General features: G+C 40.5%; 1 protein-coding gene and 1 pseudogene. Both read left to right on the forward strand.

All coding sequences use genetic code 11. From position 1 onward, the window contains the following. Positions 1 to 294 (forward strand): annotated as a pseudogene (locus EXE30_RS15705) (formylglycine-generating enzyme family protein); the annotation flags it as partial. Between the two features lie 244 nt (positions 295 to 538). Then, positions 539 to 1105, forward strand: a 567-nt coding sequence (locus tag EXE30_RS15710; RefSeq protein WP_165382427.1) for a formylglycine-generating enzyme family protein, incomplete at its 3' end; no start/stop codon positions are given.

Raw genomic sequence — 1105 nt, forward strand, 5'->3', positions numbered from 1 at the left:
CATGATATGTTAACCGATAACTATGAATGGATGCTGGACTGGTACGACCCTGAGTACTACAGTAAATCGCCTGAAAAAAATCCACAAGGTCCTGCAACAGGTACCTTAAAAGTAGTACGAAGTTCAGAACCTGATGATGGACAAAATATGTACATTGGTGGGAATGGTTTAACCATACAACGCCATGCCATACATCCTGTCGCTGACCCTAAATTTGTAGAATATTACTCAAAAAAAGACTATCCTTTTGATTATAATCAAAATAACTCAGTACGTTGCGCGGCCAATCCTTAATCATTTTCAAGGTGTACCTTTAAACATGGTACACCTCAGACTCGGATTCATCCTGCTCAAATGGGGCTAATATTTCAAGATTACTCGCCATCAACGCTTGCTCCTCAAACCCTCTCGATATGCCCAACTGTATTTTGAATTACACCTTGGATTCACGGATAACATTCCGTTTGGAATACTTAACACAATGTTTCTTTTCAATCCCAACAAACTCCCTTAAAATTTGGGCAATATCTGCAACCTAATGATTTTAAAAAAGATGATTAAACAAAACCTTGCGATCATTCTACTTTCTAGTGTGGCACTATCCGCTTGTGCCAAACCCACTTCAAATCCAAATCAAAATGCACAAACACCAACCACCAAAGCAAATCTATCTGCTGAACAACAAAAAAAATTACAACAACTGTTAGAAAAAACCAAAAAGAATCTCATCTTGGTCAAAGGTGGAAGCTTTATGATGGGTGACTTTGGTCCTGAACATAGTATCGATAAACTCCCCTATGCTGGTGGAGACAGTAGCCCTTTACACAAAGTCACTTTGGATGACTTTCATCTCAGTGCCACCAAAGCCACTTATGCCGATTTTGATGTCTATACTGATGTCACTGGACAAAAAAAAGTAGGGGTCTTTGATGAGTTTTCAATTAAATACCGTATTCCTACCTCTGCAGCAGGCATCAATTGGCAGCAAGCACGCGATTATTGTCAATGGCTCGGTCAGCAGCTCAACTTAAATATGGACTTACCGACCGAGGCTCAATGGGAATATGCCGCGCGTAATCGTGGGCAATACGTCCTGTATGCAACC

It is taken from the genome of Acinetobacter halotolerans (genome assembly GCF_004208515.1).
Lineage (GTDB): Bacteria > Pseudomonadota > Gammaproteobacteria > Pseudomonadales > Moraxellaceae > Acinetobacter > Acinetobacter halotolerans.